We start from the raw sequence: 14835 nt of genomic DNA, 5'->3' as shown, positions 1-14835 counted from the left end.
CGGTGCGGAAGGTGCCCTCCGCGGGGAGGGCACCTTCCCAGCAGCTCACCAGCCGCGCAGGAAGCGCAGGCCGAGCAGGAACGAGACCACCGCCGGCCCGACCAGCAACGTGATCGCCTGGAGCCGGTACGGCATCCGGTGCCGGGTCAGTTCCACGGCGTTGCCCAGCACGATCGCCCCGGCCAGCATCAGGAACGCACCCCACCAGCCGGTCTCCAGGTGGATCAGATCCACCCGGATCAGTTGCAGGGTCAGACCGAGCAACGCGCCGGTGAGCGCGAGCAGGGCAACCGCCCGGTGCAGGCCACGGGCCAGCGGGTGGGCCGCCCGCCACAGGTAGGTGCCGGCGACCGCCAGGCAGGGCAACGTCACCAGCACCGGCCAACCCCGGCCCATCACGCTGAACATCAACAGCGCGCCCACCGCGAACACCAGCGCGCCGACGCAGGCGATGACGTACCCGGCGAAGGCCCGGCCCCCACCCCTGGCCAGCAGCGGCCCTCCGCTGGCCGCGATCAGCGCGCCCGGGATCAGGATGAAGCCGGCCCACCAGTGGAACCGTCCGCTGCCCTGGGCGGCCGTCGCGACGGTGGCGCAGGCCAGTCCGGCGACCGCCAGGCTGGTCAGCCACGGCCGGCTGCTCCGGGAGTACGGCTCAGCCAACGACACTCGCTCCGCTTCGACGCTCACGCCCACCAGCCTGGCGCGCGACGCCCCGCCCGGTCCATCCGGCCAGCCCTACCGCCGGACGGTGGCTGGCCGGAAGACCGCGCCGCACCGACCTCAGCTCGTCTCGCCGGCCACGCTGAACGAGCGCAGACGGTCGATGGCCAGCACGGTGAAGCCGATGCTGACCAGCGCGGTCATCACCGCCGCCACCGGCACCGACACCGTGGTCTCCAGCAGCCCGGTGGGGGCGAGCCGGTCGGCGAGGGCGATCACGTACTGCTGGATGGAGAGCACCTTGGTGCCGCTGACGAAGTTGCCCAGCAGCCCCTCCCAGATCAGCACGTAGACCAGGCCGAGGAGCACCGGCCGCCGAGTGACCAGGCTGAGCGCGAGGAACAGCGCCGAGTACGCCAGCGCGCCGAGCGCCGCCGCGGCGGCCAGCGCCAGGCCGAGGCGTACCGAATCGGCCAGCACGCCCGCCACGTAGAGCGGCACCGCGACGGTGACCGCGGTGACCCCGGCGGCCACCGCGAGCTTGGGCAGCACGATCTGCCACCGCGGCAACGGCTTGGTCAGGATGTGCACCACCGTGCCGTCGTCGATCTCGGCGCCCAGCACACCGGTGCCGATGATCAGCGCCACCACCGGCAGCACCACCGCCAACCCGAGGCCGACCAGCACCGGCGGGCCCCACTCGCCCGGGTCGACGCCCAGCGACCGGCAGAGCACGGCCAGCCCGAGCAGCACCAGCGGCAGCGGGAGCAGCAGCAGGAACCGCCGCCGGCCGAACAGGCCGCGCGCGGTGATCCAGGTAATGGTCGACATGTCAGGCCTCCACCAGGTAGGAGAAGACGCTCTCCAGGGACTCGTCGGACGGCACCAGCTGGCGCACCCGGATGCCCCGGGTCAGTGCGATCCGGGGCAGCGCCCGGGTGAAGGCGCCGTAGTCGCCGGCGCGCACGGTCAGGCCGGTGCGGTCCAGCTCCACGCCGCTCACCGAATCCTCGGCGATCAGCGCGACGGCCAGCGCCCGGTCGTCGGTGGAGCGCACCGCGAAGACGTGCGGGCGATTGGTCATCAGCCGCCGGATGGTCCGGAAGTCGCCGGAGGCCGCCAGTCGGCCGGCCACCATCACCTGCACCGTCCCGGAGACCTGCTCGACCTCCTCCAGGATGTGCGAGCTGAACAGGATGGTCCGGCCGGCGTCGCCAAGCGTGTGCAGCAACTGCATCATGTGCAGTCGCTGGCGCGGGTCCAACCCGTTGAACGGCTCGTCGAGCAGCAGCACCTGCGGGTCGTGCACCAACGCGGCGGCCACCCGCGCCCGTTGCCGCATGCCCTTGGAGTACGTGCCGATCCGGCGGTCCTGCGCGGACTCCAGCTCCACCAGGTCGATGGCCCGCCGGGCCGCCGCCGCCGGATCGGCCAACCGGTGCAGCTTCGCGCTGGCCAGCACGAACTCGTACGCGGTGAGGAAGCCCTGCACCGCCTCGCGCTCACTGACCAGCCCCAGCCGGCGGTAGACGCTCGGGTTGCGCCAGGTCGGCTCGTCGTCGAGGGTCACGGTGCCCCGCGACGGGGCGAGGAACCCGGCCATCATGTGCAGGAGCGTGGTCTTGCCGGCGCCGTTCGGGCCGAGCAGCCCGGTCACTCCCGGCCCGAGCGCCATGCTGATGTCGTTGACGGCGACCACGTTGCCGTACCACCGGGACACCCCGGTCAGGCTCAGCGTGCTCATCAGGAGGCGACCTTCCGGTAGCGGGCCAGCAGGAGGGCGGTCGCGCCGGCGACCAGCAGTAGCGCGGCCAGGGCGTAGACCGGGCCGAAGCCGCCGATCGACGGGCCGCCCTGGTCGCCCTCCACGAGCAGATCGCCCAGCGACCAGATGCCCACGCCCTGCACCAGGGTGGAGGGCGAGGCCAGCCCGGCCAGCTCGTTGGCCGTACGCGACGGCAGGATGCTCAGCGTGCCCACGATCGGGGTGGTCATCAGGAAGACGGCGACCACACCACCGGCGGCGAACGCGCGCTTGCCGGTCAGCGACGCGACCAGCAACCCGACCGAGGCGAAGACCACCGCCCACAGCCCGGCGTAGAGCAGCCCGGGCAGCAGGTCGAGCAGCTCGTTCCAGACCCCGCGCATGCCGTCCTTGGTGGTGAACGCGGCGCCCAGGAACATCACCAGCTGGGGCCCGCCGAGCAGCAGCCAGAGTGCGGTGACCAGCGCCAGCAGCTTGGCCACCGCGTAGTCACCGCGCGGCAGCGGTCGGGAGAAGTACAGCGGCAGCACCCCGCTGCGCAGGTCCCGCGAGACCAGCTCCGGCGCGGCCACCGCGACGAAGAAGAGGACCAGCCAGCTCATCGAGTCGGCGAACTGGGCGTACGTGGCGACCGGTTCGCCGATCTGGCTGCGTACGGCGGCCAGGGCCACCGCGACCAGGGTGACGATGCCGACCACCAGCCAGGGGAAGATCTTGGCCTTGGCGCTGCGCCCGAACCCGAACGCGGTGCGCAGCCCGTGCAGATAGAGCGCGCCGAAGACGTGCCGGCGGCCCAGCCGCGGACCCTCGTAGCGCTGGTAGCCGATGTCGTGGATGACGCCCGTCGGCGTGGAGCGCACCGCGGCGGTTGACAGCTCAGGCATGGGAGAGCTCCCTCGTGGCGAAGAGTTCGGCCACCCGGTGCCGGCGCTGGTCCAGTCGGTGCAGCGGCAGGTCCAGCTCGGCGACCGCGCCGAGGATCAGGTCGTAGGTGCTGTCGTCGGCGAGTGGCACGAGCAGCAGCCGGCCGTCCCGCGCCACCGGCAGGTCGAGCGCGGCGAGCCGGGCGGCGAGTTCCTCGGTGCCCTCGCTGACCTCCACGGCGAGCACGTCGGTGGCCGAGGTCATGGCGGAGATGTGGTCGGCGCGCAGCAGCCGGCCGCCGTCGATGGCGATCAGCGTGTCGCAGATCCGTTCCACCTCGCCCAACAGGTGCGAACAGACCAGCACGGAGATGCCGAACTCGGTGCCGATGCGGTGCACCAGCGCCAGCATGGCGTCCCGGCCGGCCGGGTCGAGGCCGTTGGTCGGCTCGTCGAGCAGCAGCAGGTCGGGGTCGTGCACCAGCGCCTGCGCCAGCTTGACCCGCTGCTTCATGCCGGTGGAGTAGCCGCCGACCGGGCGGTAGCGCTCCTCGTAGAGCCCGACGTGCCGCAGCGCCTCGGAGGCCCGCTCGCGGGCCGCGGTGCGCGGCAGGCCGCTGATCCGGCCGAGGTGGGTGACCAGCTCGGCGGCGGACAGGTCCGGCGGGAGGCAGTCGTGCTCGGGCATGTAGCCGACCCGGGCGCGGACCGCCGCCGGGTCAGCGGTCGGGTCGAAACCGATCACCGAGACCTGACCGCTGGTCGGGGCGATCAGGCCGAGCAGGATCTTGATCAAGGTGGATTTGCCGGCGCCGTTCGCGCCCACCAGGCCGATGATCCCCGGCTCGACGGCGACGGTGAGGTCGGCGAGCGCGGTGACCCGACCTCCGTACGTCTTGGTGAGCGACTGGGTCGCGATCAGTGTCACGATGCCCAGCGTAGGGAGTCGATGCCCCCCGCGGACACCGGCGCGCCCCCTGCACTCCCCTGATCTCGCGGCGGCCGACCCCTAGGGTGCGCCGCCCCGATTCCGCGACGAGCGGTGGATCTGGAACCGACTGCGGTCGGCGGTGGGTCGCCGGATCCGCCGCTGACCGCCCGCCGGGTCGTGGAGTGGCGGCCTCGACCGATCGGCGGTCGGCTGCGAAACTGTGTGCCGGTCAGCGAGTGGGGGGTGTGGATGAGCAACGGCTGGGTGCTGCCCGACGAGGTGCTCCGGGACGCGCCGGCGTACACGCCGCGTCCGGGCGAGCTCGCGGATCTTGAGCTGCTGCTGACCGGCGCGTACGCCCCCCTGACCGGCTTCATGACCCGCGCCGATCTGGTCTCGGTCAGCCGACGCGGGCGGCTGGCCGACGGCACGCCGTGGCAGGTCGCGGTGGCCCTCCAACTGCCCGCCGCGCTGGCCCAGGGTTTCGATCCGCGCGATCCGGCCCGCCGGGCGCTGGTGCTGACCGACGGCGAGGGCGCGCCGGTGGCCGCCTTGGACGTGGCGGACGTCTGGCCGGTACGCGACGGCGTGGCCGGGGTGGGCGGCCAAGTCCGGCGGCTGGGTGACGGTGGCCACGGGCCGTTCCAGCGACTGCGCCGCAGCCCGGAGGAGGTCCGCGCGCTGCTGCCGCCGGGCCGGGTGCTCGGAGTGATCGCCGACCGGCCGCTGCACCGGCCGCAGCTTGCCCAGATCGCCCACGCCGCGCGCACCCTGGCCGCGCACCTGCTGGTGATGATCCCGGTCGGTGAGGGTGGCGTCGCCGGGCTCCCGCCGGAGGCTCTGGTGCGCAGCATCTTCGCCGCCCGGGACCGGATGCCGCCGGCCACCCTGGTCGCGGTGCCACTGTCGCACCGTCGGGAGGAGATCGCCGATGCGCTGCTGCGCGCACGGGTCTCCGCCGCGTACGGGGTCACCCACCTGCTCTCCACCGGGGAGATGCTCTCCGGAGCCGGGCTGCGGGTGCTGGTGCCGCGCGAGCTGGCGTACGACAACCGGGACGGGCAGTGGCGCTGGCGGGAGGACATCCCGCCGCGCAACCGCCGTCTCGCGCTGACGCAGGAGGAGATCGACGACCTGCTGGACCGGGGCTTCCCGCTGCCGGAGTGGCACACCCCGCCCGCGGTGGCGAAGGAGCTGGCCCGGGCCCGGCCACCGCGCCGGCACCGGGGCCTCGTGGTCTTCCTGACCGGGCTCTCCGGCTCCGGCAAGTCGACCATCGCCCGGGGCCTGGCGGACGTGTTGCGCGAGAGCGGCGACCGCACGGTGACCCTGCTCGACGGGGACGTGGTGCGCCGGGAGCTCTCCGCCGGGCTGGGCTTCAGCAAGACGGACCGGGATCTCAACGTCCGACGGATCGGCTGGGTGGCCGCGGAGATGGCCCGGCACCGTGGGGTGGGCATCTGCTGCCCGATCGCCCCGTACGCGGCGGCCCGCGCCACCGCTCGTGAGATGGCCCTGGCCGCGGGGGCCGGTTTCGTGCTGGTGCACGTCGCCACCCCGCTGGAGGTGTGCGAACAGCGAGACCGCAAGGGCCTGTACGCGCGCGCCCGGGCCGGCCTGCTCACCGGCATGACCGGCATCGACGACCCGTACGAGGAGCCGACGGACGCGGACCTGGTGGTGGACACCACCGATCTGAGCGTGCCGGAGGCGGTGCAGGCCGTGCTGCACCACCTGACCGAGACCGGCTGGGTGGAGATGAAGACCCCGTCCGCCTGAGCCGGCCGTACCCCGTTCCTTCCACCGCTACCGGCTACGCGCTAGTGTTCATCTTTGTTGGAACACGTTTGACCGCGTGAGAGTACGTGGACCCGGGAGGCACGGCGGATGCTCGCTCAGCAGCGGCAGGCGGCCATCCTGGAGCGGGTCCGGTCGACGGGCGGCGTCCGGGTGACCGAGCTGGCCACCGAGTTCGGCGTCTCCGACATGACCATCCGGCGCGACCTGGAGGCGCTGCACGAACGCGGCCTGCTGGCCAAGGTGCACGGCGGCGCCACGGCGGCCGGCCCGAGCTCGACCGACGAGCCGGGCTTCCACGCCAAGTCGGTCCGCCAGCTGCCCGAGAAAGCCGCCATCGCGGACCGGGCCGCCCAGTTGGTCCGGTCGGGTGCCGCGGTCGCGCTCTCCGCCGGCACCACCACCGCCGAGCTGGCCCGCAGGCTGGTGGACGTGCCCGGCCTGACCGTCGTGACCAACTCGCTGCCGGTGGCCGAGATCCTGCACGCCGGCGGCCGGCCGGACCAGACGGTGGTGCTCACCGGCGGCGTACGCACGCCCTCGGACGCGCTGGTCGGCCCGCTCGCGGTCGACGCCGTCCGGACGCTGCACCTGGACCTGCTCTTTCTCGGAGTGCACGGCATCAGCGAACGGGCCGGCTTCACCACCCCGAACCTGATGGAGGCGGAGACCGACCGGGCACTGGTCGCGGCGGCGGACCGGTTGGTGGTGCTCGCCGACCACACCAAGTGGGGCACGGTGGGCATCTCCTCGATCGTCGAGCTGGCCGCGGCGCACGTCCTGGTGAGCGACGACCGGTTGCCTCCGCCCGCGCGACAGGTACTCGAGGAACAGGTGGGCGAATTGATCATCGTGAAGGCGACGGGGGCGGGCCGCATGACGCGCACGCCGACGAGTGAGGGGACGGCGCAGTGAAGCGCACCGCGATCGACCTGGCCGACGGCCGGGAGCTGATCTACTTCGACGAGCGCGACGACGCTGTCCGCGACCAGGCGGACCGCCGGCACCTTCCGCCGCCGCCCCCCGCGTCCCAACTGCGCTACGACCCGCTGACCGACGAGTGGGTGGCGGTCGCCGTGCACCGGCAGACCCGCACCTTCCTCCCGCCAGCGAACGAGTGCCCGCTCGACCCATCGGTCGGCGACCGCCTGACCGAGATCCCGGCCCCCGACTACGACGTGGTGGTCTTCGAGAACCGCTTCCCGTCGCTGAGCGGCCGGGTGACCGACGAGCCCGGGGAGATCACCCCGTTCACGCCGGCCCGGCCGGGCCTCGGCCGGTGCGAGGTCGTCTGCTTCACCTCGGACCACAACGCCTCCTTCGCGAGCCTCCCCCCGAGCCGGGTCCGCACCGTTCTGGACGCGCTCGCCGACCGGACCGAGGTGCTCGGCGAGCTGCCCGGCGTGGAGCAGGTGTTCTGCTTCGAGAACCGGGGCGTCGAGATCGGTGTCACGCTGCACCACCCGCACGGGCAGATCTACGCGTACCCCTTCGTGACGCCGCGCACCCGGGCGCTGCTGGCCGCGGCACGCCGGCACGCCGAGCGGACCGGCGGAGGCAACCTCTACGCGGACGTGCTGGCCGCCGAACGCGCTGCCGGCGACCGGGTGGTCGTCGAGAACGAGCACTGGACGGCGTTCGTGCCGGCGGCGGCCCGCTGGCCGTTCGAGGTGCACGTGGCGCCGCGCCGCGTCGTGCCGGACATCCCGGCGCTCAGCGACAGCGAGCGGGACGCCTTCGGGCCGCTCTACCTGGACCTGCTGCGCCGCTTCGACGGGCTGTTCGACATGCCGATGCCGTACATCGCCGCGTGGCACCAGGCGCCGGTGCGGATCGACCGCGAGCTGGGCCACCTGCACCTTCAGCTGTTCAGCATCCGACGCGCCAAGGACAAGTTGAAGTACCTGGCGGGCTCCGAGTCCGGGATGGGCGTCTTCATCAACGACATCTCCCCCGAACGCGCCGCCGACCTCCTGCGCGCCGCCTGAAGGAAGGGCCCCTTATTAACGCCGGGTGCATAGGAAGGGGCCCTTCCTAACGCCTGACACCCGGGAGACAGGGCGCGGGGGGCCCGGGACAGGGCCCCCCGCAGGGAAGGGACGGCTGGCTGTGCTCGACACAGCCGGGAAGGCTGGCTGATCGGCACGCATGCCGCGGGTCGACCGCGGTCAACCTTCCTGGACGCGACTGGCATCTCGTCCACCCTGGTCAACGAGGCGCGCCGGCCGGGGTGACGCGGGCGGTGTGTCGACCACGGACACGCCGGAGCCCGCCGGCGGGTGCCGACGGGCTCCGTTGCTGCGGTACGCGTGGATCAGGCGCCGATCTTGCGCGCCAGGTTCTCGTCGAGCGCGTTCATGAACTCGTCGGTGCTCAGCCACGGGGCGTCCCGCGAGATGAGCAGCGCGAGGTCCTTGGTCATCTGGCCGCCCTCGACGGTGTCGACGATGACCTGCTCCAGGGTGTTGGCGAACTCGGTCACCGCCGGCGTGCCGTCCAGCTTGCCCCGGTGGGCGAGGCCCCGGGTCCAGGCGTAGATCGACGCGATCGGGTTGGTCGAGGTCTTCTCGCCCTTCTGGTACTGCCGGTAGTGCCGGGTGACCGTGCCGTGCGCGGCCTCGGCCTCGACGGTACGACCGTCCGGGGAGAGCAGGACCGAGGTCATCAGACCCAGCGAGCCGAAGCCCTGCGCGACGGTGTCCGACTGCACGTCACCGTCGTAGTTCTTGCAGGCCCAGACGTAGCCGCCCTCCCACTTGAGCGCGGCGGCGACCATGTCGTCGATCAGCCGGTGCTCGTAGGTGATGCCGGCGGCGGCGAACTCGGCCTTGAACTCGTTCTCGAACACCTCGGCGAAGATGTCCTTGAACCGGCCGTCGTACGCCTTGAGGATGGTGTTCTTGGTGGACAGGTAGACCGGGTAGTTGCGGTCCAGGCCGTACCGGAACGAGGCCCGGGCAAAGTCCCGGATCGACTCGTCGTAGTTGTACATGCCCATGGCGATGCCGCCGCCGGAGAAGTTGGCGACCTCCATCTCCATCGGCGCGCCGCCGTCGGCCGGGGTGTAGGTGACGGTCACCTTGCCGGGGCCGGGGACGACGAAGTCGGTGGCCTTGTACTGGTCACCGTGGGCGTGCCGGCCGATGATGATCGGCTTGGTCCAGCCGGGGACCAGCCGCGGCACGTTGGACATGATGATCGGCTCACGGAAGACGACGCCGCCGAGGATGTTGCGGATGGTGCCGTTGGGCGACCGCCACATCTTCTTCAGGCCGAACTCCTCCACCCGGGCCTCGTCCGGGGTGATGGTCGCGCACTTGACGCCGACGCCGTGCTCCTTGATGGCGTTGGCGGCGTCGATGGTGACCTGGTCGTCGGTCTCGTCACGGTGCTGGATCGACAGGTCGTAGTAGTGCAGGTCGACGTCGAGGTAGGGCAGGATCAGCTGCTCCCGGATCTGCTTCCAGATGATCCGGGTCATCTCGTCGCCGTCGAGCTCCACGACCGGGTTGTTTACCTTGATCTTCGCCATCGGCCGGCGCTCCTCTCGGGGGACACGTGCTCAAGCAGTACGAGCGTACTGGAAACAGGCCGGCGGCCCCCAGCCGGCCTCGACCGGCCGGCGGAAACCGGGCTGCACGGCGCAGAAGTCTCCTGACATCATCGCCCGATGCCACTGAGCCGCACCCTCGGGTCTATCACGGTCACCGCGCTCACCGACTCCGAGGGTGCCTTCTTCCAGCCCCGGACGGAGGCGTTTCCGCACGCCACAACGGCGCACTGGCGGGAAGCCGACCGGCGCGACCCCACCTCGGTGACCGCCGACGGGCAGTGGTGGCTGTCCTTCCGCAGCTTCGCCGTCCGGGCCGGCGACGGGCCGGTGACCCTGGTCGATGCCGGGATCGGGCCGGCCGACGCGCCCGCCGGGAGCTGGGCGCCCGTACCCGGTCGGCTGCCCGCCGAACTGGCCGCCGCCGGCATCGACCCCGCCGACGTCGACACGGTCGTGCTCACCCATCTGCACAGCGACCACATCGGCTGGGCGGTGACCGGCACGCCCGGCCGGCCGTACTTCCCGAACGCGAGCTACCTTGTGCAACGCGCCGAGCTGGACGCCGCGGAGACGATCAGTCCCGGGCTGCCGGCCGGCCTGGTCGCGCCGTTGCGCGCCGCCGGCCAGCTCCGGGTGGTCGACGGCGAGACCAGCCTCACCCCGGCGGTACGACTGCTGCCCACCCCGGGACACACCCCCGGCCACCAGTCGGTGCTCCTGACGGCGGCCGACGAGCGGATGCTGCTCACCGGCGACCTGCTGGTGCACGCCGCGCAACTCGTCGACCCCAACCTGGCGTACGCCCACGAGGTGGACCCGGAACTCGCCCGCGCCTCCCGGCTGGCCGCCCTGCGCACCCTCAACCCCACCCTCCTGGCCACCCCCCACCTGGGCACTCCCTTCACCCCCTTCACCCCGCTCCCCCCGTTCCCAGCTTGTTGATCAAGAGGTTTGCGTCAGGAACCGCGGTCGCGGTGACGCAAACCTCTTGATCACGGGGGTGGATCGGGGTGGGGGGACAGCGAAGGGCGCGCCGGCTTCGCCGGCGCGCCCTTCGCGGAGCGGTGGTTCGGGTCACATGTTCGCGACGTCGCCCTGCTTGGCGCGGACGGCCTCGGCGGCCGCCAGGAGGCTGGCCCGCTCGTCGGCGTCCAGGTCGGTCTCGACGACCCGCTTGACGCCCTCGGCGCCGATCTCGGCCTCGACGCCCAGGTAGACGCCGTCGATGCCGTACTCGCCGTCGACCCACGCGCAGACCGGCATGACCTCGCCGGAGTCCTCGGCGACGGCCGTCGCCATCCGGGCCGCCGCGGCGGACGGGGCGTAGTACGCGGAACCGGTCTTGAGCAGCGCGACCACCTCGGCGCCACCGTTGCGGGTCTTGACCACCAGCTCCTCGATCTGCGCCGCCGGCATCGCCTCCCGCAGCGGCTTGCCGTTGACCGTGCTCTTCGAGGGCACCGGGACCATGGTGTCGCCGTGCGAGCCCAGGGTCAGCGTGCGGACCGACGCCACCGGCACGTTGAGCGCCTCGGCGACGAAGTTGCTGAACCGGGCACTGTCGAGCATGCCGGCCTGGCCGAGCACCCGGTTCTTCGGGAACTGGGTGGCGAGCTGCGCCAGGGCGGTCATCTCGTCCAGCGGGTTGGAGACCACGATGACGACGGCGTTCGGGGCGTACTTGGCGACGTTCTCGGCGACCTGCCGCACGATCTTGGCGTTGGTCTCCAGCAGGTCCATCCGGCTCATGCCCGGCTTGCGCGGCAGGCCAGCGGTGATCACCACGACGTCGGAGCCCTCGATGGCCTCGTAGCCCTCGCCGTTCGGGCCGGTGGTCGCGCCGACCACCTTGGTCTCGAAGCCCTCGATGGCCCGCGACTGGTTGAGGTCGAGTGCGAGACCCGCGGGCTTGCCCTCCACGATGTCGGTGATCACTACGGTGTCGAAGACGTCGTACTCGGCCAGGCGCTGTGCGGTGGTGGAGCCGTAGAAGCCAGCCCCGACGACAGTGACCTTCTTACCCATGGTCGTCCCACTCCCTGATACCAGTCGGTTTTCCGGACCGTATCAGTCATCCTGGCACCGATCAGGTCAGGGGCGGATGGTTACGGCCTGGTTCGACACGGAACGTCCGCTCACCCGCACGAGCGTCCGCAGGGTGCCCTTCGTTACACCTCAGCCGCGCTCGGCGCGTTCGACGACGTTGCTGAGCAGCATCGCCCGGGTCATCGGGCCGACGCCGCCGGGCATCGGGACCAGCGCGCCGGCCGTCTCGGCCACGCCCGGGTCCACGTCGCCGGTGTACCGGCCCTTGCCGTCCGCGCCGATCACCCGGGTGATGCCGACGTCCACCACCACCGCGCCAGGACTGATCATGTCGGCGGTGAGCAGGCCCGGTACGCCGGCCGCGACGATGACGATGTCGGCGGCCCGGGTGTGCGAGGCGAGGTCGAGCGTGCCGGTGTGGCACAGGGTGACGGTGGCGTTCTCACTGCGCCGGGTGAGCAGCAGCCCGAGCGGACGGCCGACGGTGTTGCCCCGGCCGACCACCGCGACGGTGGCGCCGCGCAGCGCCACATCGTGCCGCCGGAGCAGCTCCACGATGCCGCGCGGCGTGCAGGGCAGCGGGCCGTCGTAGCCGAGGACGAGCCGGCCCAGGTTGACCGGGTGCAGGCCGTCGGCGTCCTTGGCCGGGTCGATCAGCTCCAGTACCCGTTGGGTGTCCAGGTGGGCCGGCAGCGGCAGCTGGACGATGTAGCCGTGGCACGCCGGGTCGGCGTTCAGCTCGGCCAGGACGTCGTCGACCTGCTGCTGGGTGGCGTCGGCCGGCAGCTCCCGGCGGATGGAGGCGATGCCCACCTCGGCGCAGTCCCGGTGCTTGCCGTTGACGTACGCCTGGCTGCCCGGGTCCGCCCCGACCAGCACCGTGCCCAGCCCGGGGGTGATGCCACGCTCCGCGAGCGCCTTCACCCGTATCCGCAGCTCATCCTTGATCTCCGCCGCGGTCGCCTTGCCGTCCAGAAGCGTCGCCGTCACGACCAGATCGTCTCACGGCCACCGCCGACCGTTCGGACGACCTCAGTCCGGGACCGGCTGCCGAGATCCCTGCCACTCGCCGCCGGTCACGAACTGTGACGTGTCGCTAGTCACTCTCCGTGACGTTTTGTGGAGCTGATCACCGCCGAACCGGACAGGTCGGCACAGCAGGGTGGGGGGCGGCATTCGACCCAGAGCAGGCCAGCGAGGGCGGAGACACCACAACAGGCGTGAAATCGACCGGCGAAAAAGCAGGTCAGTCCGGTTAAGCCCCGTCTGGGGTAGCAGGCCTCCCCGCACTCGGCAAGGAAAGCCATCCCGGACCGTTATGCAGCCGCAACCGGCTCGTTGCCGAAGGCGGTTGCCCGACCTACCGTTACCCCTTGTTGCGCAGCGTAAACCCAGCGTCGGGCTTGACTGCGCAGCGTGAGGAGATGAGGAGGCTCAATGCGAGTTCGTAGGCTCGCCGCCTGGACCGCCCTCCCGCTCGCGGTGACGCTGGGCCTCGCGGCCTGCGGCAGCGGCGGAGACGGTGGGTCCAGCAGCGGCAGTTCAGCTGTCAGCATCCAGATCGCGGAACCGAAGCACCTGGTTCCGACCAACACCACCGAGACGTCCGGTGCGCAGGTGCTCACCGGCCTGTTCTCCCCGCTCGTCGACTACGACGCCCAGAACAAGCCGTACGAGGTCGCGGCCGAGTCCGTGACGTCGTCGGACAACAAGGTCTGGACGGTCAAGCTCAAGGACGGCTACACCTTCCACAACGGTGAGAAGGTCACGTCCGAGGACTACATCAACGCCTGGAACTACGGCGCGTACGCCCCCAACGGGCAGGACAGCAACTTCTTCTTCGAGAAGATCGCTGGCTACCCGGACCTGCAGGGCAAGGCGCCGAAGGCGAAGGAGATGTCCGGTCTGAAGAAGGTCGACGACCTCACCTTCCAGGTGACGCTCGCCGACCCGTACATCGACTTCCGGACGATGCTCGGCTACACCGCGTTCTACCCGATGCCGGAGGCCGCGTTCTCGGCCCCGGGCGTGCTCAAGGACTCCTACGAGCAGGCGCCGATCGGGCAGGGCCCCTTCAAGATGAAGGGCACCTGGCAGCACGACAGCAAGATCGTTGTCGAGCGGTACGACGCCTACCCGGGCGAGAAGCCCAAGGTGAAGGACGTCGAGTTCCGGATCTACCAGCAGCTCACCGCGGCCTACGCGGACGTCCTGGCGGACAACCTGGACGTGCTGCCCACGATCCCGACCGAGAGCCTGAGCACCGCTCCGACCGACCTGGGTGACCGGTACAAGACCAGCCCCATGTCGTCGTTCCAGTTCCTCGCGTTCCCGACGTTCGACAAGGACTACAGCAACCCGGACGTGCGCAAGGCCATCTCGATGGCGATCGACCGGGACGAGATCAGCAAGTCGGTCTTCAAGGGTTCGCAGCAGTCGGCCCGCTCGTTCGTCTCGCCGGTGCTGCCGGGCTACCGGGACAACACCGCTGGTGCGGCCGGGGAGTTCAACCCGACCGAGGCCAAGAGGCTCTACCAGGCCGCCGGCGGCCCGTCGAAGATCGTCATCTCCTACAACGGGGACGGCGGCCACAAGGACTGGGTCGACGCCACGGTCAACCAGCTGAAGACCAACCTGGGTGTCGACGTCGTCGGCTCGACCGAGCCGAAGTTCGCCGACCTGCTGACCAAGGTCGAGAAGAAGCAGCCGGTGGGCATGTTCCGGATGGGTTGGGTCATGGACTACCCGACCATGGAGGACTACCTCGGCCCGCTGTACAGCACCAACGGTTCGTCGAACTACTACGGCTACAGCAACCCGGAGTTCGACAAGCTCGTCAAGGAGGGTTCCGCCGCCAAGACGCAGGACGAGGCGATCGCCAAGTACCAGCAGGCGGAGGACATCCTGGCCAAGGACATGCCGGTCATCCCGCTCCGCTTCGGCGAGAACGTGTTCGGCCACTCGTCCAAGGTCAAGAATGTCGAGATGGACCTGTTCCAGCGGGTCAACCTCGTCAAGATCGAAGCAGCCAGCTGAGCTGACCATGGTGCGGGCCACCCGGGCGATGACGCCCGGGTGGCCCGGACCGCGCTCCCCGGGCCCGGACAACGGACCCGGCATCGGTAGCGCCGGCCATCCCCGGGCCGAACGGCAGGCATCCCGGATATTTCGGGTACGACCAGAGATGCCGTCCTGCGACCCTTTCGCACATTTCCGG

13 protein-coding genes are annotated in these 14835 nt (G+C 71.1%); 5 read left to right on the top strand and 8 right to left on the bottom strand.

The features are described 5' to 3' along the window. Positions 1-45: 45 nt before the first annotated feature. From ACWD6N_RS21965 to ACWD6N_RS21945, 5 genes are all read right to left on the bottom strand, one after another. Positions 46-690, bottom strand: a complete 645-nt coding sequence (locus ACWD6N_RS21965; protein WP_354964667.1) for a hypothetical protein — start codon at positions 688-690, stop codon at positions 46-48. A gap of 93 nt (positions 691-783) precedes the next feature. Further along, on the bottom strand, positions 784-1494 hold the full coding sequence (locus ACWD6N_RS21960) for an ABC transporter permease subunit (protein WP_354964668.1): 711 nt from the start codon (positions 1492-1494) through the stop codon (positions 784-786). A gap of 1 nt (position 1495) precedes the next feature. After that, the gene (locus ACWD6N_RS21955; RefSeq protein WP_387327740.1) at positions 1496-2407 is read right to left on the bottom strand and encodes an ABC transporter ATP-binding protein; all 912 of its coding nucleotides are present in this window, start codon (positions 2405-2407) and stop codon (positions 1496-1498) included. Then, positions 2407-3312 carry an ABC transporter permease gene (locus tag ACWD6N_RS21950; RefSeq protein ID WP_354964670.1) on the bottom strand — a complete coding sequence of 302 codons (906 nt, stop codon included), beginning with the start codon at positions 3310-3312 and terminating at the stop codon, positions 2407-2409. Before ACWD6N_RS21950 ends, ACWD6N_RS21955 begins: the two co-directional genes overlap by 1 nt. Further along, positions 3305-4219, bottom strand: a complete 915-nt coding sequence (locus ACWD6N_RS21945) for an ABC transporter ATP-binding protein (RefSeq protein ID WP_387327743.1) — start codon at positions 4217-4219, stop codon at positions 3305-3307. The genes ACWD6N_RS21950 and ACWD6N_RS21945 overlap by 8 nt, the downstream gene beginning before the upstream one ends. Positions 4220-4471: 252 nt before the next feature. Here ACWD6N_RS21945 and cysC point away from each other — a divergent pair, with 252 nt between their 5' ends. From cysC to galT, 3 genes are all read left to right on the top strand, one after another. Continuing rightward, complete coding sequence (gene cysC / locus ACWD6N_RS21940; protein WP_354964672.1) at positions 4472-6001, top strand: adenylyl-sulfate kinase; 1530 nt, start codon at positions 4472-4474, stop codon at positions 5999-6001. Between the two features lie 108 nt (positions 6002-6109). After that, a complete protein-coding gene (locus tag ACWD6N_RS21935; protein ID WP_354964673.1) occupies positions 6110-6934 on the top strand; it encodes a DeoR/GlpR family DNA-binding transcription regulator in 825 nt (274 codons plus the stop codon). Next, positions 6931-8007 carry a galactose-1-phosphate uridylyltransferase gene (galT, locus tag ACWD6N_RS21930; RefSeq protein WP_354964674.1) on the top strand — a complete coding sequence of 359 codons (1077 nt, stop codon included), beginning with the start codon at positions 6931-6933 and terminating at the stop codon, positions 8005-8007. Before ACWD6N_RS21935 ends, galT begins: the two co-directional genes overlap by 4 nt. Positions 8008-8333: 326 nt before the next feature. On the opposite strand, the gene ACWD6N_RS21925 is transcribed toward galT, so the two are convergent. Next, complete coding sequence (locus ACWD6N_RS21925; protein WP_354964675.1) at positions 8334-9551, bottom strand: NADP-dependent isocitrate dehydrogenase; 1218 nt, start codon at positions 9549-9551, stop codon at positions 8334-8336. A gap of 138 nt (positions 9552-9689) precedes the next feature. On the opposite strand from ACWD6N_RS21925, the gene ACWD6N_RS21920 reads away from it, so the two are divergent. Next, positions 9690-10514, top strand: coding sequence for an MBL fold metallo-hydrolase (locus tag ACWD6N_RS21920; protein ID WP_387327746.1), 825 nt, complete (start codon positions 9690-9692; stop codon positions 10512-10514). 132 nt (positions 10515-10646) lie between these two features. Here ACWD6N_RS21920 and ACWD6N_RS21915 read toward each other — a convergent pair whose 3' ends face one another. Both ACWD6N_RS21915 and ACWD6N_RS21910 read right to left on the bottom strand, forming a co-directional pair. Further along, complete coding sequence (locus ACWD6N_RS21915; protein WP_387327749.1) at positions 10647-11597, bottom strand: malate dehydrogenase; 951 nt, start codon at positions 11595-11597, stop codon at positions 10647-10649. 150 nt (positions 11598-11747) lie between these two features. Beyond that, positions 11748-12608 (bottom strand): bifunctional methylenetetrahydrofolate dehydrogenase/methenyltetrahydrofolate cyclohydrolase, encoded by an 861-nt coding sequence (locus ACWD6N_RS21910; protein ID WP_449935085.1) that lies wholly within the window; start codon positions 12606-12608, stop codon positions 11748-11750. A 447-nt stretch (positions 12609-13055) separates the two neighbouring features. On the opposite strand from ACWD6N_RS21910, the gene ACWD6N_RS21905 reads away from it, so the two are divergent. After that, entirely contained in the window at positions 13056-14654 is a 1599-nt protein-coding gene (locus ACWD6N_RS21905) for a peptide ABC transporter substrate-binding protein (RefSeq protein WP_354964679.1), read from the top strand. The last annotated feature ends 181 nt before the right edge of the window (positions 14655-14835 follow it).

The sequence above is a fragment of the Micromonospora sp. NPDC005163 genome, from assembly GCF_053599835.1.
This window is presented reverse-complemented; position numbering and strand designations above follow the sequence as displayed.

What these genes read in the sequence shown, in the direction of transcription:
- ACWD6N_RS21915 (WP_387327749.1), bottom strand. Translation starts at nt 11,597, where the DNA reads ATGGGTAAGAAGGTCACTGTCGTCGGGGCTGGCTTCTACGGCTCCACC.
- ACWD6N_RS21950 (WP_354964670.1), bottom strand. Translation starts at nt 3,312, where the DNA reads ATGCCTGAGCTGTCAACCGCCGCGGTGCGCTCCACGCCGACGGGCGTC.
- ACWD6N_RS21920 (WP_387327746.1), top strand. Translation starts at nt 9,690, where the DNA reads ATGCCACTGAGCCGCACCCTCGGGTCTATCACGGTCACCGCGCTCACC.
- cysC (WP_354964672.1), top strand. Translation starts at nt 4,472, where the DNA reads ATGAGCAACGGCTGGGTGCTGCCCGACGAGGTGCTCCGGGACGCGCCG.
- ACWD6N_RS21960 (WP_354964668.1), bottom strand. Translation starts at nt 1,494, where the DNA reads ATGTCGACCATTACCTGGATCACCGCGCGCGGCCTGTTCGGCCGGCGG.
- ACWD6N_RS21955 (WP_387327740.1), bottom strand. Translation starts at nt 2,407, where the DNA reads ATGAGCACGCTGAGCCTGACCGGGGTGTCCCGGTGGTACGGCAACGTG.
- ACWD6N_RS21905 (WP_354964679.1), top strand. Translation starts at nt 13,056, where the DNA reads ATGCGAGTTCGTAGGCTCGCCGCCTGGACCGCCCTCCCGCTCGCGGTG.
- ACWD6N_RS21925 (WP_354964675.1), bottom strand. Translation starts at nt 9,551, where the DNA reads ATGGCGAAGATCAAGGTAAACAACCCGGTCGTGGAGCTCGACGGCGAC.
- ACWD6N_RS21935 (WP_354964673.1), top strand. Translation starts at nt 6,110, where the DNA reads ATGCTCGCTCAGCAGCGGCAGGCGGCCATCCTGGAGCGGGTCCGGTCG.